We start from the raw sequence: 21,284 nt of genomic DNA on the forward strand, positions 1-21,284 counted from the left end.
TAGCAATAACTATTCCAAAATAAAAATTGCCCGTGATATTTTCTAAAAAAAACAAGAAATCTCCCAACGGAGAGTTGTTCGGAAACTAACAGAACCCGAAATCTGACGCCAATAATTTTTACAGAAATGTTAAGCAATTCTCTTTTTCAATGAGTCACTAACGATAGTGACTATCTGTATTAGCCAGCAGCAACCCAAGTAACCTACTGATTAAAAACAGTAAAATAGTTACTAAATTTAATTTCACAGCAATAATTATGTTGCAAAACAGCCAAAAGAAACATTAAGTTAACATTGCTATCGTTACCAGAATAAACCCCTATTCATTGGGGTGTAATCACTAATAACATCTAGATAAATTCAGCACAAGCCCCACAGAATGATGTGAGCATTTTAACAACAAAGGGTGTATTTAATTTAAACAGATGGTAGGTAAGCCATTTATTAAAGATGAAAAAATAAGCCTTAAGCTAAATTTTTTGTGCAGAAGAACTATTATTGCAACATTTAAGTGCAACAGATTAAAATTCATGCATTATTTGCACCAAATTAAGGCTGAAAGATTTGAATTTCATCTTCATCACACAAAAAAGGCCACCGATAATAAGCGGGTGGCCCTTCTATGGCGATGAATAGTGAATGACATTACAGCGGATTAGAGTAAACCGGGGAAAATAGCCTTGATGCCTGTCACAATAAATTCGATACCCAATGCCATCAGCAGTAACCCCATAATACGCGTTATGACGTTAATACCGGTCTGCCCTAACAATCGAACTAATAGCGGCGCAGCACGGAATAATAGCCAACAACAGAACGCAAACAGGGCAATAGCGACAGTTAATCCCAACAGATTCTGCCAACTGTGGTAGCGAGAGCTCCAAACAATGGTTGAACTGATTGCACCCGGCCCGGCCATTAATGGCAATGCCAGAGGCACCACCCCGATACTTTCTCGTACCGCCGTTTCTGTTTTTTCTTGTTTGTTCTGTTTGTCTTCACCGAGTTTGCCACTGATCATCGACATCGCGATGCTGACCACCAGGATCCCACCCGCAATACGGAATGAATCAATAGAAATACCGAATATTTTTAGGATGGCATCTCCGAGGAACAGAGAGATCCACAAAATAATTGCCACCGACAGGTTGGCTGTCAGATTGGTTTTATCCCGCCCTGCCGCCGCCTGATAGCTGGTCATACTGATAAAGACCGGCAATATGCCGACCGGGTTTACCAGCGCAAATAAGCCAACAAAAAACTTGATGTAACCTGAAAGGTCCAACAGTGATTGACTCACACATCACTCCGCGAAATTGCCAATAAATACATCACAGATAACAGGTCATTATAACTAATGCCCCAGACAACACACTTTATGGCCAGAATCCGGAAAATTTGCGGCACCAACCATGTTGCCAGCACGCAGAAACTATTCCGCATTATTCAAATATTCCACCACAGTGCTTTTCACCAAAAATCACCCTTAGGGCATCACCCTATTGATGTGCGCGCTAATGTAATGGAATTAGTTACAGGAATCCACGGAATAAACCAGCATTTATGCTGTGTTTATTCTCTCCACTTAAAATGATGATTATTGTTAATATTCTGTAGTGTTAGTGGTAGTTTAACGTCATGAACTATCACTTTATTTATGTTAGTGATAATTACTCTCAACAAATAATTGCTGAATGGTGTCAGCTTGACGATTTTGTGATTTAAATCACGAAAAACATACCTAGGAATAGTTAAGCTCTGAGCACTGGTGAAGAACACGTAGTAAAGAAATAGAGTATAAAGGTTGAAAATAGTCTTTTTTGCCCCACTTTATTCCTAGTGCACCAAAAAGCTCTTTCAGTAAATCAGCGGTGAAAATGAGAAAGTAAGATACAAAAACTATCTCTAATTGACAGTACAGCATGCTAGAGCCTGTCTATACTAGTTGCTTCAACAGCTCATTTACTAAAAGAGTTTAACATTATCAGGAGAGCATTATGGCTGTAACGAATGTCGCTGAACTTAACGAGCTAGTAGCACGCGTCAAGAAAGCCCAGCGCGAGTATGCCAACTTCACTCAAGAGCAGGTTGATAAAATCTTCCGTGCCGCAGCTCTGGCTGCAGCAGATGCCCGTATTCCTCTAGCCAAATTGGCGGTAGAAGAATCAGGTATGGGTATTGTGGAAGACAAAGTGATCAAGAACCACTTTGCTTCTGAATACATCTACAATGCATACAAAGATGAAAAGACTTGTGGCATTCTGGAAGAAGACAAAACCTTTGGTACCATCACTATCGCTGAACCTATCGGTTTAATCTGCGGTATTGTACCAACAACTAACCCAACCTCTACCGCTATCTTCAAGGCGTTAATTAGCCTGAAAACCCGTAACGGTATCGTATTCTCTCCACACCCACGTGCTAAAGACGCAACCAATAAAGCCGCAGATATCGTGCTTCAAGCCGCGATTGCAGCAGGTGCGCCAGCAGATATTATCGGTTGGATTGATGCGCCAACAGTTGAGTTATCTAATCAACTGATGCACCACCCAGACATTAACCTGATCCTGGCAACCGGTGGCCCAGGCATGGTTAAAGCGGCTTACAGCTCTGGTAAACCTGCTATCGGTGTTGGTGCTGGTAACACTCCTGTTGTTGTTGACGATACTGCTGATATCAAACGTGTTGTAGCTTCTATCTTGATGTCTAAAACCTTTGATAACGGTGTGATTTGTGCGTCAGAGCAGTCCATCATTGTTGTGGACTCTGTGTACGATGCAGTTCGCGAGCGTTTCTCTTCCCATGGTGGCTACCTGTTACAAGGTAAAGAACTGAAAGCTGTTCAAGACATTATCCTGAAAAATGGTGGTCTGAACGCCGCTATCGTTGGTCAGCCAGCAACTAAAATTGCTGAAATGGCCGGCATCAAAGTTCCATCTAATACCAAAATTCTTATCGGTGAAGTTAAAGTTGTTGATGAATCTGAGCCATTCGCTCACGAAAAACTGTCACCTACTTTGGCAATGTATCGTGCGAAGAACTTCGAAGACGCTGTTGCAAAAGCAGAAAAACTGGTGGAAATGGGCGGTATCGGCCATACATCTTGCCTGTATACAGACCAAGATAACCAGCCTGCACGCGTTAAGTATTTCGGCGATAAAATGAAAACCGCCCGAATTCTGATCAACACTCCTGCCTCTCATGGTGGTATCGGTGACCTGTATAACTTCAAAGTAGCGCCTTCACTGACGCTGGGTTGCGGTTCTTGGGGTGGTAACTCCATCTCTGAAAACGTCGGTCCGAAACACTTGATCAACAAGAAAACTGTGGCTAAGCGAGCAGAAAACATGTTGTGGCATAAACTCCCGAAATCTATTTACTTCCGCCGCGGCTCTCTGCCTATCGCATTGGAAGAAGTGGCAACTGACGGTGCAAAACGTGCCTTCATCGTGACTGACCGCTACCTGTTCAACAACGGCTATGCAGATCAAATCACTAGCGTACTGAAATCTCACGGTATCGAAACTGAAGTCTTCTTCGAAGTAGAAGCTGATCCTACCCTGAGCATCGTGCGTAAAGGTGCAGAGCAGATGAACTCCTTCAAACCAGACGTGATTATCGCGCTGGGTGGTGGTTCACCGATGGATGCTGCAAAAATCATGTGGGTAATGTACGAACATCCTGAAACTCACTTCGAAGAACTGGCATTGCGCTTTATGGATATCCGTAAACGTATTTACAAGTTCCCGAAAATGGGCGTGAAAGCGAAAATGATCGCCGTAACAACCACATCAGGTACCGGTTCAGAAGTCACACCATTCGCGGTAGTTACTGACGATGCAACAGGCCAAAAATATCCATTGGCTGACTATGCATTGACTCCAGATATGGCAATCGTTGATGCCAACCTGGTTATGAATATGCCTAAGTCTCTGTGTGCCTTCGGTGGTTTGGACGCAGTAACCCATGCTATGGAAGCTTACGTTTCTGTATTGGCAAATGAATATTCTGATGGCCAGGCGCTGCAAGCACTGAAATTGCTGAAAGAATTCTTACCAGCAAGCTACCACGAAGGTGCTAAGAACCCGGTTGCACGTGAACGTGTTCACAACGCCGCGACCATCGCTGGTATTGCTTTTGCTAACGCCTTCTTGGGTGTCTGTCACTCAATGGCCCATAAACTGGGTTCTGAGTTCCACATTCCACACGGCTTGGCAAACGCCATGTTGATTTCTAACGTTATCCGCTATAACGCGAATGACAACCCAACTAAGCAGACTGCTTTCAGCCAGTATGACCGCCCACAAGCGCGTCGTCGTTATGCTGAAATTGCAGACCATCTGGGTCTGAGTGCACCGGGCGACCGTACAGCACAGAAAATCCAGAAACTGCTGGCTTGGTTAGATGAAATCAAAGCGGAACTGGGTATTCCTGCTTCAATCCGTGAAGCTGGCGTTCAGGAAGCTGATTTCTTGGCTAAAGTAGACAAACTGTCTGAAGATGCATTTGATGACCAGTGTACCGGTGCTAACCCACGTTACCCACTGATCTCTGAGCTGAAACAGATTCTGATGGATACTTACTACGGCCGTGAATTCAGCGAAGAGCTTGACCGTGAAGAAGTTGCCGCAGTAGCAACTCCAGCACCGAAAGCTGAAAAGAAAGCCAAGAAGTAATATCAATCTTAATGTGTAAACCTCATGTTTAATTGAGGCAAGCAATAGAAGATATAACCCCCGAGCAGCAACTGCTATTCGGGGGTTTCTTTTTATCTAACCGTCAGAAATCACACATCACGGCAATTCCCGCCTGAAACGCCTCCAGAACAGCTATCTAGTCGCCCCTTGCCGTTGTACTCTTTATATTAAATAAGCTCACCACGCGCCGCCAATAGCGCCGCATGTTACAAAACCGCAAGTGACTCGCTTACAAAATAAGCTAATCTCAAAATAATCGGCTTTGGGATGATGGATAAAAATGCTCGACAGTCTATGTGTGTTAATACTGAAAAAGAAAAGTAGGCAAAGAGAGGCTTACATGGCACTCAGGCGCGATGAATAAAGCTATATGGCGTTAATACAACAAGAGGCTAACTACCCCACGGCTGCAATGATAAAGCTCGTGAGGTATGCAGGTTGAGACATTGGGCTTAAGAATGCTATTGAAGGCTGGCCGCTTTAATGGCTTCTTTGTAATGGCGGCGACAAACGGAGACGTAACTTTCATTCCCCCCGATCACCACTTGTTCGCCATCGTGCATCGCTCGGCCCTGCTCATCCAACCGCAGTACCATATTCGCCTTACGCCCACAATGACAAATCGTTTTTAGCTCTACCAACTTATCAGCCCACGACAACAGATATTTACTGCCAGGGAATAACTCACCGAGGAAATCTGTACGCAAGCCGTAGCACAGAACAGGAATATGCAATTCATCGACCACCTGGCACAATTCCTGAACTTGTTCTTTGGTCAAGAATTGGCATTCATCGAGCAGAATACAATGTACCGGTTTATCCTGATGCTCAGCACTGATAATAGATAATAATTCTGTTTCACTATTGTACAACAGAGCCTGCGAAGATAGCCCAATACGCGAGCTGACGGTCCCCACCCCAAAGCGATTATCAATCTCGGCAGTAAATACCAAAGTACGCATGCCACGCTCTTGGTAGTTATAAGACGACTGCAACAGCGCGGTAGACTTTCCTGCATTCATAGCTGAGTAATAAAAATAAAGTTGAGCCATGGGCCCGTGACTCCAATGATATAATAGATGGTCATAGTGACAACGTGTCCACAGTTTATCATAAACTCAGGCTTTACGGGCAGCAGGCAATTTTCTCTATATTACTGTTTTCTATATTAAGTAATGATATAGCTAATGAAATTGTTCGTTTTTTTATGTCAAGTACCTCGCTATTATTAGGTACATTACATGACCTATTTCACAATATTGATGCAGGATAAGTATTCTGCTTGAACATTAACCAGACCCGAGAGAGCAGAAAGCAATTGTGTTCGATATGAACGCCGCACGATTGGTTCATTAATCATACGAGTAATGTGTTCACATGATTAATTCGTAAAATAGTGATAACAAATATTGTCATAATCTGACAAATCCTATGTCGCATGCTTTTTTCTTACTCAATATTTCGTTGCCACTATATCAATATCACGTCACGCTCATGTGATCAGTTATTGCGCATCCCAACCTGACAAGTAACCTATTTTTGCTTTATTGATATAAAGCAAACTTATAACTTAGTGGGAAAATCATGTTCGCGAGTAGGATCATTAGGGAGCAAAATGAACTTTCGTGTTAAAAAGAGCTCAGATAATAACAAGTGCCCATCGTTTATTAGTAGCAAGCAGCAAGTTTTCGCTAATAAAATACGTAAATTCGAGTATACCAATCAAATTGGCTATTGCAGAAATTAAAATAGCACTCTATTATTATCCAGACGCCCCCCCACCAATTATAATTTGAGACCAGGACAATGAGCGAAGCGTTAAAGATTCTTAACAACATCCGTACTCTGCGTGCACAAGCTCGTGAATGCACTCTTGAGACATTAGAAGAAATGCTTGAGAAACTCGAAGTGGTCGTTAACGAACGCCGCGAAGAAGACTCCCAAGCACAAGCAGAAATTGAAGAACGCACACGTAAATTACAACAGTACCGCGAAATGCTTATTGCAGACGGTATTGATCCAAATGAACTGTTGAATACTATGGCTGCTGCTAAAGCTGCTACTGGTAAATCAAAACGTGCTGCGCGCCCTGCTAAATATCAGTACACAGACGAAAATGGCGATGTGAAAACCTGGACAGGCCAAGGCCGTACTCCAGCTGTGATTAAGAAAGCCATTGAAGAACAAGGTAAATCACTGGATGATTTCCTACTGTAATCGTAATAGATAATTGACTATTATGATGAAAATACCCTCCTATTATATGGGGGGTATTTTTTTGTTTATCTCTTGGTAACCTTTCATAGTTAGTATTTGTGCCACCACTTGATGAATAACTCCGCTCAATCACTAACAGACAATCGGTAAGCAACAGTCAACCTAAACATATCACTTTCAATAAATAACCTTCTGCAACCACTGTGCTTGTAAATCGATAAGAATACTCTGCTAATTTATAACAACATAATAATCGATATAACTGTGGTGCCCGAGCGACACCATCGTTTTGTGATATAAGTGAAATTTTGCAATAAACTTCAGTTACAGAATCCTACTGTGATGGTGTTGGATACAAAACAACACTAATTTTATTTTTGTACCCAACACATAAATTCATCTTTATCACTTATTACGCACGATTAATCGAAGAACCACGGCCAATCCCGTAATAAGTGAATCCTCTGCTATTTAGGCGCTCCGGATCGTACAGATTACGTCCATCGAAAATAACCGGTTGCGTTAGCCGAGCTTTGATCATATCAAAATCAGGTGCTCTGAAATTCTGCCATTCTGTACAAATAACCAATGCGTCAGCGCCTTGTAATGCAGACTCTTTGGTGCCCATTAATCTTAAGTCATCCCTGGCACCATAAATTCGCTGAGCTTCATCCATTGCCTCTGGGTCATAAGCTTGAATAGTAACCCCTGCTTTCCACAACGCCTCCATTAAAACTCGGCTTGGCGCTTCTCGCATATCATCTGTATTGGGTTTAAATGCTAATCCCCAAAGAGCCAATGTTTTCCCTGCAAGTTGTGAAGAAAAGTGATGTTGAATAAATTCGAACAATTTATACTTTTGCTCGTTATTGATTTGCTCGACTGCCTGTAACAATTGAGGTTGATAGCCACAACTTTCCGCTGTACGAATTAGCGCCTGAATATCTTTAGGGAAACAGGAACCGCCATAGCCGCAACCAGAATAAATAAAGTGGTAGCCGATACGGGAATCAGAACCAATGCCCTGCCGTACTTTCTCGATATCTGCACCAAGCCGTTCCGCTATATTAGCGATCTCATTCATAAAGCTGATTTTGGTGGCAAGCATGCCATTTGCTGCATATTTCGTCAGTTCGGCACTGCGAATATCCATAATTAACATGCGGTCATGATTTCGATTAAAGGGCTCATATAGCTCGCTAATTAAATCAATAACGCCATTATCATTAGTATCAATACCGATGACGATTCGCTCAGGGCGCTTGCAATCCGCTACGGCCGCCCCTTCTTTTAGAAATTCTGGGTTTGAAACTACGTTGAATGCTATTTCCTGCCCACGTTGCTGCAGGATAGTTTTTATCCTTTGTTGCACTTTATCCGCAGTCCCTACTGGCACAGTAGATTTATCAATAATGACTTTAGGTGCATCCATATATTTTGCAATAGTACTGGCAACCTCAAGGACATATTTCAAATCAGCGGCACCATCTTCATCAGGCGGCGTACCAACAGCAATAAACTGAATGGTCGCGTGTGCCACACCTGCTTCTGCATCCGTAGAAAACCGCAGCCGGCCCTCTTCATAGTTTTCTTTTACCAGTGGTGCTAGTCCGGGCTCAAAAATAGCGATACGGCCTTTTTGTAGGTCAGCAACTTTATTTGCATCAACATCAATGCAAAGTACATCATGGCCAACCTCGGCCAGTACCGCTGCCTGAACCAATCCTACATAACCAATACCAAAAACCGTAACTTTCATCCAATCAATCCTCGAGTAGAAATCCGATAAGGGGTGTACTGTTAGCCATTATCAGGAACTAACCTTAATTTAGCCTGAAGCGACACCACCTTATTGCTAGCGAATAATAAAGCTAGCATAAATTTTGCAGAGATAAGTAAGGCGGAAAGTATATCAATCGATATTTTTCACATCTTGGTGATACACACTGATTGAAACAAATTAGCGTTATTTCACAGATTCGTTATAGAAATATTTATGTTGAGGTGGGTGTAAGGCAAATAAAAGGAGGGACATATTAGTGATCAGAGCGACTCATCAGCGGAAAGCATCAAACGTAAGCGGCTCCCACCGCCCCATACTTGACACTGCCATGCCTCACAGCGCTGACTAATTTGATTTAAGTGGGTTGTTTTTAGTGTCCCCAAGGGCACACCATTACTGAGTTGAATTTGATTTTTGCCTGCGTTGACGTTTGCATGTAAGCCCGCAGAGACCAAGATTAAATTCTGATACTCCACATGATAATAACCTACCAACAAAGGAAATTGCCCATCAAGATGAGTACGTCTTAATAGCTGATTGAGTTGTTCGAGCAGGGATGACATCTGCGGCAAACGATGTTGCTGCTGTGACAGATGCTCTTGTAAAATCCCGTTAAATAATACGCGCAGTAGCAAAGCAGCTAACACGCCATTATCCCCAGCCCGTGTTACGTCCAGACAGTAAAAAGCCAAATCCTTATCTGACAATGCGGCAATATCAAGGACCAATCCTGGTTTCTCAACCATGGTTAATTGTCGGTAATTGATGCGACAGCGAGCAATAATTTGTTGAGCCGGAGGTTGCAGTTGTTTAAGTAACTGGGCGGCATCATAAGGATTCTTACGCAGTGCATCCCAATCCTGTATTAACTCGGTTTCTTCGATGGCATGAGAGGTGAACAGGGCTGGATACAGGCAAGCCAACACGGCCTCACGCAAACGGTTTAAATCAACAATCGGCTTCAGCAGCACGTCCTTAACCCCCAGACGCAAGACTTTAGCGATATCCGTCATTTTATCTGTCGCCGAAATAACCAAAACAGGGATTTTCACACCTTGAATGAGTAAGCGCTCAACGAATTCGATCCCGCCCATCTTCGGCATAGCCAGATCGCACAAGATAAGCTCGGGAGTCTGGATTTTTAGCTGCTCTAATGCTTCCAGCCCATTTCCAGCCTGGTGGACCGTCGCACCAAGTGACCCTAAGAATCCCGCAATTACTGAGCGAAAAACCGTTTCATCCTCGATGACTAAAATATGTTTACCTGCTAGTGGTTTTTCCATGCCCTGCTTCTCTTACTAACCTTAATGGTAATAGTGGCTCAAAATGATAGATTGTGCTTGTCAGAAATTGTCATGCTCTGTTTTCAAATACATACCGAGGCCTATTTTTGCCTTACCAGGTGGCACAATTTCTCAGCATTCTTCTCCGTGGCTAATTGCCCCGCAGCAATGGCTTCATCCGCACGGTGAAAATCCAGTGTGGATATCTGTGGGCAATAAGGTTGAATCAGCACATCAGGAGGATCACCAGCCATCCGGTTACGTTTCAAACGGTTCTCCAGCACTTGTATAGAGGTAGACATTATCTCCATCGCACTGGGAATACTCTTAGCCGGGCTAGCTGACATATTCGTTATCCGCGCCGTCAAACGCTTATGCCAACTGTCCGATATATTCACGGGTTTGCCTTCAGTTGGCGTTTGTGAGGAAAACATATCTTGCTGGATCAAATGGGCATCATGTTGCAAATCAACGGCAATGACGATATCTGCCCCCATGGCTCTGGCCAAAGAGACCGGAACCGGATTAACAACTGCGCCATCAACAAGCCAATACCCACCAAACCAAACAGGCGAAAGTAACCCTGGCATGCTGCACGAAGCTCTAATCGCCTGCTTAATATCCCCTTCCGTTAGCCATAACTCACGACCCGTGGTTAAATTGGTCACCACGGATCCGAAAGGCAGTCTACATTCCGCAATATCCTGCACTTCTATTATTCTGTTGACCGCATTGAAGACCCGTTCCCCACGCAGTAATCCGCCGCGACGCCAGGAAAAGTCCATCATCCGAATAACATCCCAGTACTTAAATGAACGAACCCAGTGCTCCATTACATCCAAATGATCACTGGCATAAGCTGCACCGACCAGAGAACCAACTGAACAACCCGCTACCACATCAATTTTTACACCCATTTCATTCAGAGCATTAATGACGCCAATATGGGCCCATCCTTTAGCAGCCCCTGCTCCCAGTGCCAATCCAACCTTGATCTGTCTCATTGTATTTCATCCATTTTCAACTGGTTTGGCACTTTCTTATAACCAGAATAAATCAAATAAAAATCGCATAGCCCACCTAACTGGTCGGTACGCCAATTAGCGGAAGCCAACAACCTGATACTCCGGAGAAAAATGTATATTTCCCAATTTACTTAACTAGAACACTTATATGACTATAGTGAATATTTATCTTTCTGGTAATTTGATACAAATATTTTACATTTATTGACTAAGATATAGCTTGGAGCGCGAAGGATATACTATGAACATTGAAATATGCCAAACCGATCTGTTTATTCCTGAACTTATTGCATTGATTACTCAATTAGATGCGTACCAAGAGGCACTCTACCCGGTTGAAAGCAATCATGCCGAATCTATTGAAAGTCTGGCTCTGGTAACGACCTTCGCTTATATCGCAAAACTAGAGGACACTATTGTCGGGTGTGCAATCCTTACGTTGCCCGAAACACCCTACCCTGAAATTAAACGGGTCTTTGTCAATCCAGATTACCGTGGGCATGGGATCGCATCATTACTGATGACTGCCATACTAGAGAAAGCTATTTCATTGAAATTAAGTAATATTTATCTTGAAACAGGCATTTACCAACCTGAAGCAGTAAAGCTCTATCAGCGATTAGGTTTTGAATTGATATCTCAATTTGGACATTATCAATATGATCCATTGAGTATATATATGATGAAGTCATTAGCTAGCTGTCGATGAGCTAATGAAGAGAGACATAATAGATAAGCAGCTAAATTGTCAAATTACTTAATTTACAAACATCTATCATTTGAGTTTTATTTTTCAGCAACAGATTAAATGCAAAATAGCCACCCTATTGGCGGCTATTTAGAGCAAACATTCTGGATTAAGTAAAATCAAAAGATTAAATATCTTTTAATAATAACAAATCGGGTAAACAGGTCATTGCATATTCTGCTTTCGCTTTTTGGCCTGCTTGCTATGGATGCAGCGCCATTACCTGTAAACTAATTTAGATCAGAATATTATGAAAATTTTCTGGCTAATAATGAAATAATTAGCCGTTGATGGTGCCGAATGAGACACTCATTTTTTCGAACATTGCGATAACTTTATTGATCAGTTTCATGGGTTGCTCCTGTAAATATCTTTATTTTTATGTGACACACATCACAGTTGCTAAGTTACGCCGGAATGAAACGCCGGTCAAGTTTTTTTGTGAGGTACATCACAAATCTTTCTACCAACTTACCTTTCTTGCGAGATTATCAACTTTGAACCTCAAGGCGTGATTAGGTAAGATGGCGTCTGTATTTACCAAGACGCTATTTTCCTGCCTTGGTCTGTTGCTAACCTTCACGCCAGATATCAGGGCAAATTGATTATTTCGGAGAGATTTTGCCAGAACAATGTCCATGCGGCAGCCCACTTGAATATCAGAAGTGCTGTGAACCCTATATTCTGGGGGCGAAAATTGCGGCTAAACCGGCAATTTTGATGCGCTCACGCTATAGCGCCTATGTAAAAAAGAATGCGGATTATCTGATTAAAACCTGGCACCCCGAGTGTAATGCCCAAGAATGGCGTGATGGAATAATTCAAAGTTTTTCCAATACAGCTTGGCACGGGTTAACCGTCATTGCTGAAAATGCAGGTACTCACGATAATGAAGCCTTTGTTGAGTTCATTGCTCGTTTTACTGATGAAAATAGTCAGCAGATGAGCACAATGCATGAACGTTCGCGCTTCCTTCGCATAAATGAACACTGGTACTATATTGACGGAATCCGGCCATCCGTGGGTAGAAATGATACATGTCCTTGTGGTTCGGGGAAAAAATATAAGAAATGCTGCGGGCATTAACAGTAAAATCGTTCTATTACTGACTGCAACATCAGACATTTACATAACATCAAGTCATGTTAAGACAGGATTTACCACCTTATGCCACACCAGAATGTACAAAAGAAAGTGTTACGCACTATTTGCCCTGATGCCAAAGGCCTAATCGCAAAAATCACTAATATCTGTTACAAGCACCAACTGAATATTGTGCAAAATAATGAATTTGTAGACCATCTGACCGGTCGCTTTTTCATGCGCACAGAACTTGAAGGTATTTTTAACGATACGACCTTATTGGCAGATCTGGATGATGCATTACCAGAAGGGACCAACCGAGAATTGCATACCGCAGGGCGTCGTCGCATTGTTATTATGGTGACCAAAGAAGCGCATTGTCTCGGCGACTTATTAATGAAAAGTGTTTACGGTGGCTTGGATGTTGAAATTGCCGCCGTCATTGGTAATCACGATGCACTACAGAATTTGGTTGAGCGCTTTGATATCCCCTTCCATCTAATTAGTCATGAAGGTCTGACTCGCGACCAACATGATCAACTGTTGATTGAACAAATTGAGCAATACCAACCAGACTATGTGGTGTTGGCAAAATATATGCGGGTCCTAACACCCGCCTTTGTTCAGCGTTTCCCATATCAGATTATTAATATTCATCACTCATTCTTGCCAGCATTTATTGGGGCGCGCCCTTATCATCAGGCTTATGAACGTGGTGTGAAAATCATTGGGGCCACAGCTCATTATGTCAATGATAGCCTGGATGAAGGGCCAATCATTATGCAGGATGTGATTCATGTAGATCACTCTTATACCGCAGAAGATATGATGCGAGCAGGTCGTGATGTAGAGAAAAATGTTCTGAGCCGTGCTCTATATCGTGTTTTAGCGCAGCGTGTTTTTGTTTACGGTAATCGTACCGTCATTCTGTAACCGCACAATAAATCGATATTTTTTGCCCATATAAGCATCTTCGCGGACAAAAAAGCATCGAACGAATTATTTTTTTCATTTCAAGTCTTTACAGCGGCGCTTCATTTGATATGATGCGCCCCGCTTACCAAGACAGTGTTGTTAAGCAGTTAGGCCAGTGGTGGGGTTCCCGAGCGGCCAAAGGGAGCAGACTGTAAATCTGCCGTCATCGACTTCGAAGGTTCGAATCCTTCCCCCACCACCATTTCTAATCTTGCGCTATCAGTGATTCGAAATAAAGAATCTAGGTAGGAATCAAGGGAAGAAAGTAAAGCCTCTGCATTGAGTATGTACGGCCAAGTATTTTAGTATTAAAAACCACGAATTCAGTGGTGGGGTTCCCGAGCGGCCAAAGGGAGCAGACTGTAAATCTGCCGTCATCGACTTCGAAGGTTCGAATCCTTCCCCCACCACCATCTCTAGTCATACCCTCGAACTTCCCAAAAAATAATTCAATCAAAAAATAGCACCTATCTGGGGAAGGTAAGAATCTTCGACAAGATTCGCGCCGAGCGAAGCGAGACAACGACGCAAAGCGGCGGCCCGCAGGGTGAGGAACAAAGTGACGAATAATCCTTCCCCCACCACCATCTCTAGACATACCCTCGAATTTCCCAAAAAATAATTCAATCAAAAAATAACATCTATCAGGGGAAGGTAAGAACCTTCGACAAGGTTCGCGCCGAGCGAAGCGAGACAACGACGCAAAGCGGCGGCCCGCAGGGTGAGGAACAAAGTGACGAATAATCCTTCCCCCACCACCATCTCTAGACATACCCTCGAATTTCCCAAAAATAATTCAATCAAAAAATAACATCTATCTGGGGAAGGTAAGAATCTTCGACAAGGTTCGCGCCGAGCGAAGCGAGACAACGACGCAAAGCGGCGGCCCGCAGAGTGAGGAACAAAGTGACGAATAATCCTTCCCCATCACTATTACATTATGATGCACCCATTCCCACAATAAATTGTGGCAAAATAATAAATTAGTTCAGGGAAGGAAATAATAGTGACTAATATAGGCTAACAGTCAATTAATAAATCTACAGTTCTTATGTCAAGGTACAAACGTAGTCAATAAGTCCATTTAAGACACTCGAGTGTGATCTTGATTTATAAAAATACAATTTATTCTCATCTTGAAAATTCGCTAGATTAATAAAATCCAATTGGGAGTCACCATTGAAATTATCCATAATAGAATCTGTGATGCAAATATAGCGCCCAGAGTAGATGAAATCCAAGCAGCACGCCAAGTTATCCACTTGTCTAATACTCACTTTACTGTGTTGTTTTTTAACGAATTCTTCTAAGTATTTAACAAATTTGCTTCTATATAATGTTGGATTACATAACCAGATATTGTTATGAAGAATATTGATAACATCTTGGCTTTCATTAATAATATCCTTTCTTCCATAAATACCAAAACCACTATCTGGGATTTCATTCAACAGTGAAAATCTCTCACTGGTTATTTTTTCAGATGATAAAACAAGTGAATTACCATCATAGTCTCCAATCTCATCAATGTTTTCATAATAAAACTTTATTATATTAGCCTGGATGTTATTCTTTTCAGCGACTTTATATAGCTTCGTTAGCTTTTCACTTTTCCCCCAGTCGTAATAAATATTGATGACATTGGAAACATGCCCTGTCAGATGTTTTTTAGTTATTTCTTTTTCCTGCTGATATAAATCTTTTAGATCATTATAAAGCACCTCACCATCTCGTGTTAAACTCATACCAAACTTCTCTCGTTTAAATAACTTTTTCCCTATTATGCTCTCAAAGTCCTTTATAGACTTGGCCACTGGGGGCGTAGTCCTGTTCATCACTCTTGCAGCTTTACTTAGCGAGCCATTTTCAACTACAGCCATAAAGGCTTCCAACTTACGAGATAGAAACATAATTCACCAATCCTTTGCTTTGCGTGAAATTGATCAGAAAAAACGACAAGCATGCCCACATATATAATTCTAACTTTAGATATTATTTATATATAATGTAAAACACACCGGTTGGATTTGGAATAATTGAGAGATAAATTATAAAAAATTATTATCGCGTAGAAACTAGCGACGTGAAGTTGCATTTTGTGCAATCAAAGTTTTGGAGACCTTGTGTATTACCGCCTTATCACTACAAATATTTCTAACAGAAATTACTATGTAGATCCATGATTTTAAATGACTATTTTTTATTTACCCTGTTACAAAATCAATTAACTCAATCAAGAATTAAGTCAGAAAATATAACTTGTATTTATGAGGGGAAATAAATACCCCACTTCAACATATAAAACATCGACTGAGGCAACTTGTGGCAAGAGAATAAAAATAGATTAATAGATATTTGTTATGGCACTCTGACTTACGATAAAAAACAACTTAATTATGACTGTGGAAATCATGAAAATTACAGGTGCAAAAATAGACAACCAAACCCTCGTCATAATAACAAAGGAATATATAACATTGATTTAATTAATCATGAATGATATGAATTAAATTTCATATTTTCCACAAGAGTATTAATATGGTTATTTTGAATAACTTTCCCATCTTGCTCGTAAATTATTTTTTGTTGTCTATTTTTTATAATTTCTTATTATTTATTCTCTTCTGGTGCATTACATTTTTATTGTGCATCTGCTAATATTCCAATTCATTTCTAGCGAATAAAACGGTGCTGACCATGAAGTTTGTCTCTTTTAATATCAATGGCCTACGTGCTCGACCTCATCAACTGGCGGCCATCATTGAACAACATCAGCCTGATGTTATCGGACTTCAGGAAACGAAAGTGCATGATGATATGTTCCCGCTTGAGGAGGTCAGTCAGCATGGTTATCACGTCTTTTATCATGGGCAAAAAGGTCATTACGGTGTAGCACTGCTAACCAAGCAAGAGCCGTTAGCTGTTCGTCGCGGTTTTCCAACTGATGAAGAAGATGCCCAGCGCCGTATTATCATGGCTGATATCGCAACGCCACAAGGGACTTTAACTGTTATTAATGGCTATTTCCCACAAGGAGAGAGTCGCGACCACCCAACAAAATTCCCGGCTAAAGAGCGTTTTTATGCTGACTTACAGCAGTATCTGGAACAACAACTTTCTGCTGATTCTCAGGTTCTGATTATGGGGGATTTAAATATCAGCCCAACGGATCTGGATATTGGGATAGGTGAAGATAGCCGCAAGCGTTGGTTGCGTACTGGCAAGTGTTCATTCCTGCCGGAAGAACGTGCGTGGCTGGATCGTTTGCAAAGTTGGGGTCTGGTTGACACTTTCCGTGCAGCCAATCCTGATTGTAACGATCAGTTTTCGTGGTTTGATTACCGCTCACGCGGTTTTGATGAAAATAGAGGCCTGCGCATAGATTTATTGCTGGCAAGTCAGCCATTGGCTGCGCGTTGTATTGCCACTGGCATCGACTATGAAATCCGTGGGATGGAAAAACCGTCAGATCACGCGCCGGTATGGTCTGAGTTCGCGCTCTGATTTTTATGCTCTCACTCTAATCATTATGGGAACAGCCAAACCACTTATTTTGAGCGGCGCAGTTCCCATAATTCTGGATATATTGGCTCTATTTAAATATAGGGCGATTTTTCAATGGAATATAGTAACCACTGTTATTGGGTAAATAGAAATGATTGATGTCGTCGCGGCAATTATTGAACAAAATGGCAAAATTTTATTGGCGCAGCGAGACTCACACCGCGATCAGGCTGGATTATGGGAGTTCCCGGGCGGGAAAGTTGAAACCGGTGAAACTCAACCACAGGCTTTGATACGTGAACTAGCCGAAGAGTTGAATATTAAGGCAACAATTGCAGAATATATTGCGACCAATCAATGGGATTCACCAAAACATACTATCCGGCTACATGCCTGGCATATAGAAAGTTTTAGTGGTGAGCCGGTTCTGCATTGCCACTCAGCACTGATTTGGTTAGCACCAGAGGATGCTTACAACTACCCTCTGGCACCCGCCGATATTCCACTGCTCGATGCTTTTATTGCCCAAAAGCGCTAAATCACTATTTGGTTAATCTTTTCCAGATCAGTGGATTAGTCCCTATGACACTGGAATCACGCACACATTGCAGAACTTCCCCCTCGACCCGCAGTACAGCCCCTTCCGAGTAGTTCTGATTTTGATAAACACAACAACGTGTGCACGGATTATTGTTAGAATTGCGGTTTGCCGCATTATTCCATACCTCTGGTGGCAAAGGGACGACAACATCGACATTATTTCGGTTCGCCATAGCCGCACCGGAAATTAGCGTGGCAAAACCAATCACTCCCAACAGTACCCGTGTTCTCATGACTTATTCTCCTTGGCTTTAGACGGTGTTTTCTTGCGCTTCTTTGTCGCACCAGAGGGGGCTGCTGGCAACCCGCGGAAAACCTGAGGTGAACGATTCTGTTTTGCCTGACTAATAAGATCCTGCAAAGTCGCCACCAGCGGCTGCATAAAATCCTGATAGCGACAATTTTTTTCGCTAATTTGGGTCAGTGTCGATTCCCAGTGCGCCGTCATATCGGGTCGCGCCGCGATATCAGGTAATGCATGAATCAGTGCTCTTCCCGCTGGGCTGGCATGAATATAACGACCTTTTTTAAACAAAAAAGTCCTTTTAAACAGCAACTCAATAATACCTGCGCGCGTTGCCTCGGTACCCAGCCCATCAGTGGCGCGTAAAACTTTCTTCAGCTCTTTATCTTGCACAAAGCGCGCGATCCCCGTCATGGCAGATAATAAACTGGCATCCGTGAATGGCCGTGGTGGTTGAGTTTGGCGCTCAACGACTTCACCCCGTTCACACAATAATTCGGCCCCTTTTTCCACCACCGGCAACGGCGCGCCTTCGTTTTCTTCATCACGCTCTTTACTGCCCAGCAAAGTCCGCCAACCGGCTTCGGCCAGAAAACGGGCTTTAGCAATAAACTTTCCGCCGGCGATATCCAATTCAATGACACATTTACGAAACTGGGCATCAGGGCAGAACTGCATCAGATATTGTTGCGCCACTAATCGATAAACCTTGCCCTCATCCGTGGTTAGATTCACCTTACTGGCTCGTGCGGTAGGGATGATGGCATGGTGCGCATCCACTTTTTTGTCATCCCAACAACGGTTACGCCGGTCGCTGTCCATCACCTCAAGCGGCAACAGGTCGGCTTGGTGGATACTAATAGCATTGAGCACGGAATGACGCCCGGCAAAATGCTCCTCTGGTAGATATCGGCAATCTGAACGCGGATACGTAATCAATTTGTGCGTTTCATATAAACGCTGGCAAATATCCAATACTTGCTGGGCACTTAAGCCAAATCGCTTTGCCGCTTCAATCTGCAATGTCGACAGAGAAAATGGCAAGGGGGCGATTTCTGATTCCCGTTTATCATTATAGGACGTGACAATGGCGGGCTGACCGGTGATACGGTTAACCACATGCTCGGCCAGCGGGCGATGCAACAAGCGCCCTTCTTCATCCTGATAAGACTCACATGAATCACTGGGCTGCCAGAGTGCTATAAAACGCTCTTCCGCCGGAGTGACAATATGGGCTTTAACTTCAAAAAAATCTTTGGAGACGAAATCTTCAATCTCTTCATCGCGACGAACCACCAGCCCCAAAACGGGTGTCTGCACTCGCCCAACAGACAAAACACCGTCATAGCCCGCATTGCGGCCAAGAATGGTATAAGCCCGAGTCATATTGATGCCATAGAGCCAATCCGCTCTGGCCCTTGCCAAGGCGGAAACACAAAGCGGGATAAACTCACGGTTATAGCGCAAACGCTCGACTGCGCGCTCTACCGCCTGTGGGTTTAAGTCATTAATCAAACAACGACGTACATTCTGCCGTTTCTCTGCGGCTAAATCGAGGTAGTCCAGCACCTCGTCAACCAGAAGTTGCCCTTCACGGTCAGGGTCACCCGCATGCACCACTTCATCAGCTTGCTGTAACAACTGTTTGATAACATTCAGTTGTTTACTAACAGAAGGCCGAGGCTGCAATCGCCACTTTTCAGGAATAATCGGCAAATCCGCTAATGACCAGCGCGCATAACGGCTGTCGTAAGCATCGGGCTGAGCCTGTTCCAGCAAGTGGCCCACACACCAGGTCACCATTTGATCACTACCACAGGCAATGAATCCATCACCCCGACGATGCGGCTTCGGCAAAATATCGGCAATAGCCCGCGCCAAACTGGGTTTTTCGGCAATAAAAAGTCGCATCATTCACCGCATAAATGCATCAAAGAAAAGGTCATTCGGTTATCTCAATCAATGCCCGGCGATTATCTAGCGCAGTTAGCTCGCCAATGGCACTGAGCGTCATCCCATGTTGAGCAGCAACTTCTTGGACTTGCGCTTCAGCCTCTGGCAGTACCGCCAGCAGCAAACCGCCAGAGGTCTGCGGATCACAGAGTAGGTTTTTCTGTAGCTCAGACATCTTGCCAATCAGATGACCATAGCTATCAAAGTTTCGTCCGGTGCCGCCCGGTACACAGCCAGCTGCAATATACTCTTCAACAGCCGGTAAACGTGGAATAGCCGAAAAATGCAGTGTCGCCTGCACCCCTGAACCCTGACAAATTTCACTTAAATGCCCCAACAGGCCGAACCCGGTCACATCTGTCATGGCGGTAACACCCGGAATATGTGCAAAATCAGCCCCTGATTTATTCAACTGGCACATGGTTTCGGTAGCAACACCCTGATGTTCCCGGCGTAATTTACTTTTCTTCTCTGCCGTGGTCAGAATACCAATCCCCAGCGGTTTGGTCAGGAACAACTTGCAACCGGCTTGTGCCGCGCTGTTCTTTTTCACCTGTTCAGTGCTGACGATGCCGGTAACCGCCAAACCAAAAATCGGTTCCGGCGCATCGATAGAGTGCCCGCCGGCCAGCGAAATACCGGCTTGCTGACACACATAGCGCCCGCCTTCAATAACTTGCTGAGCGACTTCTGGCGCCAACTTATCAATTGGCCACCCCAGAATAGCAATCGCCATAATAGGTTTACCGCCCATGGCATAAATATCACTAATCGCATTTGTGGCAGCAATGCGGCCAAAATCAAAGGGATCATCAACAATGGGCATGAAGAAGTCGGTAGTACTGATAATGCCGACACCGCTGCCAATATCATAAACAGCGGCGTCATCACGGGTTTCGTTACCCACCAGCAGACGGGGATCTAAGAATTTTTGTTGCTCAGAATGCAAAATTTTATCCAACACTTTGGGCGAAATTTTGCAACCGCAGCCCGCTCCGTGGCTGTATTGAGTAAGACGTATCGCTGGCGATGTCATAACACTCTCCCGTCTGAAGGTTCAATAATAAGCAATTCAATCAATACGTAAGCTATTTAGTCAGGAATGATGCATATAAGGCAAGAATCCAAGGTTGCCTATGGTAGCGCCTATAGCTTGGCTTGGTAAGTAGATA

Annotated in this window: 16 protein-coding genes, 2 tRNA genes and 3 other RNA genes; 12 read left to right on the forward strand and 9 right to left on the reverse strand. The window is 43.3% G+C overall.

Annotation, left to right across the window (positions count from 1 at the left end; genetic code table 11):
• Positions 1-655 precede the first annotated feature (655 nt).
• On the reverse strand, positions 656-1,300 hold the full coding sequence (locus N0H69_RS14810; RefSeq protein WP_004708395.1) for a YchE family NAAT transporter: 645 nt from the start codon (positions 1,298-1,300) through the stop codon (positions 656-658).
• Positions 1,301-1,997: 697 nt separating this feature from the next.
• Here N0H69_RS14810 and adhE point away from each other — a divergent pair.
• Positions 1,998-4,676: a bifunctional acetaldehyde-CoA/alcohol dehydrogenase gene (gene adhE, locus N0H69_RS14815; protein WP_050110485.1), complete on the forward strand. Its 2,679-nt coding sequence runs from the start codon at positions 1,998-2,000 to the stop codon at positions 4,674-4,676.
• Between the two features lie 482 nt (positions 4,677-5,158).
• Here the strand turns inward: adhE and N0H69_RS14820 are convergent, their stop codons facing one another.
• Entirely contained in the window at positions 5,159-5,749 is a 591-nt protein-coding gene (locus N0H69_RS14820; protein ID WP_050152458.1) for a thymidine kinase, read from the reverse strand.
• A gap of 754 nt (positions 5,750-6,503) precedes the next feature.
• Between N0H69_RS14820 and hns the strand changes: the two genes are divergently transcribed.
• A complete protein-coding gene (gene hns, locus N0H69_RS14825) occupies positions 6,504-6,914 on the forward strand; it encodes a histone-like nucleoid-structuring protein H-NS (protein ID WP_004708400.1) in 411 nt (136 codons plus the stop codon).
• Positions 6,915-7,326: 412 nt separating this feature from the next.
• On the opposite strand, the gene N0H69_RS14830 is transcribed toward hns, so the two are convergent.
• The 3 genes from N0H69_RS14830 to rssA form a co-directional block, all read right to left on the reverse strand.
• Positions 7,327-8,673 (reverse strand): UDP-glucose dehydrogenase family protein, encoded by a 1,347-nt coding sequence (locus N0H69_RS14830; RefSeq protein ID WP_050110488.1) that lies wholly within the window; start codon positions 8,671-8,673, stop codon positions 7,327-7,329.
• A gap of 284 nt (positions 8,674-8,957) precedes the next feature.
• A complete protein-coding gene (gene rssB / locus N0H69_RS14835) occupies positions 8,958-9,980 on the reverse strand; it encodes a two-component system response regulator RssB (protein ID WP_050122183.1) in 1,023 nt (340 codons plus the stop codon).
• Positions 9,981-10,081: 101 nt separating this feature from the next.
• Positions 10,082-10,984: a patatin-like phospholipase RssA gene (gene rssA / locus N0H69_RS14840; protein ID WP_050122181.1), complete on the reverse strand. Its 903-nt coding sequence runs from the start codon at positions 10,982-10,984 to the stop codon at positions 10,082-10,084.
• A gap of 262 nt (positions 10,985-11,246) precedes the next feature.
• On the opposite strand from rssA, the gene N0H69_RS14845 reads away from it, so the two are divergent.
• The 8 genes from N0H69_RS14845 to N0H69_RS14880 all read left to right on the forward strand — a co-directional run bounded on the left by N0H69_RS14845 (position 11,247) and on the right by N0H69_RS14880 (position 14,744).
• On the forward strand, positions 11,247-11,714 hold the full coding sequence (locus N0H69_RS14845; protein WP_080990570.1) for a GNAT family N-acetyltransferase: 468 nt from the start codon (positions 11,247-11,249) through the stop codon (positions 11,712-11,714).
• Between the two features lie 660 nt (positions 11,715-12,374).
• Complete coding sequence (locus tag N0H69_RS14850) at positions 12,375-12,839, forward strand: YchJ family protein (protein ID WP_050152456.1); 465 nt, start codon at positions 12,375-12,377, stop codon at positions 12,837-12,839.
• A gap of 81 nt (positions 12,840-12,920) precedes the next feature.
• Entirely contained in the window at positions 12,921-13,769 is an 849-nt protein-coding gene (gene purU / locus N0H69_RS14855) for a formyltetrahydrofolate deformylase (protein ID WP_050110495.1), read from the forward strand.
• A gap of 159 nt (positions 13,770-13,928) precedes the next feature.
• Positions 13,929-14,013: transfer RNA gene (locus tag N0H69_RS14860), tRNA-Tyr, on the forward strand.
• 126 nt (positions 14,014-14,139) lie between these two features.
• Positions 14,140-14,224, forward strand: a tRNA-Tyr gene (locus N0H69_RS14865).
• Positions 14,225-14,271: 47 nt separating this feature from the next.
• Positions 14,272-14,398: non-coding RNA, RtT sRNA (locus tag N0H69_RS14870), on the forward strand.
• Positions 14,399-14,445: 47 nt separating this feature from the next.
• A non-coding RNA gene (locus tag N0H69_RS14875) (RtT sRNA) lies at positions 14,446-14,572 on the forward strand.
• 46 nt (positions 14,573-14,618) lie between these two features.
• A non-coding RNA gene (locus tag N0H69_RS14880) (RtT sRNA) lies at positions 14,619-14,744 on the forward strand.
• A 116-nt stretch (positions 14,745-14,860) separates the two neighbouring features.
• On the opposite strand, the gene N0H69_RS14885 is transcribed toward N0H69_RS14880, so the two are convergent.
• Positions 14,861-15,721 carry a LysR family transcriptional regulator gene (locus N0H69_RS14885; protein WP_050151740.1) on the reverse strand — a complete coding sequence of 287 codons (861 nt, stop codon included), beginning with the start codon at positions 15,719-15,721 and terminating at the stop codon, positions 14,861-14,863.
• Positions 15,722-16,508: 787 nt separating this feature from the next.
• Here N0H69_RS14885 and xthA point away from each other — a divergent pair.
• Together xthA and N0H69_RS14895 are read left to right on the forward strand one after the other, a co-directional pair.
• Positions 16,509-17,315 carry an exodeoxyribonuclease III gene (gene xthA / locus N0H69_RS14890; protein WP_050107206.1) on the forward strand — a complete coding sequence of 269 codons (807 nt, stop codon included), beginning with the start codon at positions 16,509-16,511 and terminating at the stop codon, positions 17,313-17,315.
• A gap of 151 nt (positions 17,316-17,466) precedes the next feature.
• Positions 17,467-17,853, forward strand: coding sequence for a pyrimidine (deoxy)nucleoside triphosphate diphosphatase (locus N0H69_RS14895; RefSeq protein ID WP_050122179.1), 387 nt, complete (start codon positions 17,467-17,469; stop codon positions 17,851-17,853).
• A 4-nt stretch (positions 17,854-17,857) separates the two neighbouring features.
• Here N0H69_RS14895 and N0H69_RS14900 read toward each other — a convergent pair whose 3' ends face one another.
• Genes N0H69_RS14900 through selD form a run of 3 tightly spaced genes read right to left on the reverse strand, consistent with a single transcriptional unit; the run spans position 17,858 to position 21,148 of the window.
• Positions 17,858-18,148 (reverse strand): DUF1496 domain-containing protein, encoded by a 291-nt coding sequence (locus tag N0H69_RS14900; protein WP_050122177.1) that lies wholly within the window; start codon positions 18,146-18,148, stop codon positions 17,858-17,860.
• On the reverse strand, positions 18,145-20,070 hold the full coding sequence (locus N0H69_RS14905) for a DNA topoisomerase III (RefSeq protein ID WP_050107209.1): 1,926 nt from the start codon (positions 20,068-20,070) through the stop codon (positions 18,145-18,147). Before N0H69_RS14905 ends, N0H69_RS14900 begins: the two co-directional genes overlap by 4 nt.
• Positions 20,071-20,101: 31 nt before the next feature.
• Positions 20,102-21,148 (reverse strand): selenide, water dikinase SelD, encoded by a 1,047-nt coding sequence (selD, locus tag N0H69_RS14910; RefSeq protein ID WP_050151739.1) that lies wholly within the window; start codon positions 21,146-21,148, stop codon positions 20,102-20,104.
• Positions 21,149-21,284: the final 136 nt, after the last annotated feature.

This window comes from Yersinia alsatica, from assembly GCF_025133195.1.
GTDB classification, from domain to species: Bacteria; Pseudomonadota; Gammaproteobacteria; order Enterobacterales; family Enterobacteriaceae; genus Yersinia; species Yersinia alsatica.